The sequence below is a fragment of the Salmonella sp. SAL4457 genome, assembly GCF_046548235.1.
GTDB lineage: Bacteria > Pseudomonadota > Gammaproteobacteria > Enterobacterales > Enterobacteriaceae > Salmonella > Salmonella enterica.
The window spans coordinates 1-399 of sequence record NZ_JBGDZO010000092.1 but is presented as its reverse complement, the minus strand read 5'-3'; the positions used below and the strand labels follow the sequence as shown (position 1 = coordinate 399).

Sequence of the window (399 nt, the reverse complement as noted above, 5' to 3'; positions counted from 1 at the left end):
GTTCATCTCCGATACCCTGTGCGACCCGCAGAACGTCGAGGCGCTGCCGCCGCTGACCGTCGACCAGCCGACCGTGAGCATGACCTTCCAGGTCAACGATTCGCCGTTCGCCGGCCGCGAAGGCAAGTTCGTCACCAGCCGCAACATCAAGGAGCGCCTGGAGAAGGAACTGCTGCATAACGTGGCGCTGCGCGTCGAGCCGGGCGACAGCCCGGAGAAGTTCAAGGTTTCCGGCCGTGGCGAACTGCACCTGTCGGTACTGATCGAGACCATGCGCCGCGAAGGCTTCGAGCTGGCCGTGGGCCGCCCGGAAGTGGTGATCATCGAGAAGGACGGCGAGAAGCAGGAGCCCTACGAGAACGTCACCATCGACATCGAGGAGCAGCACCAGGGCTCGGT

General features: G+C 64.4%; 1 pseudogene. It reads left to right on the top strand.

The annotated features are described in order from the left end of the window. Positions 1-399 (top strand): annotated as a pseudogene (locus tag ACLJNW_RS23375) (translational GTPase TypA); the annotation flags it as partial.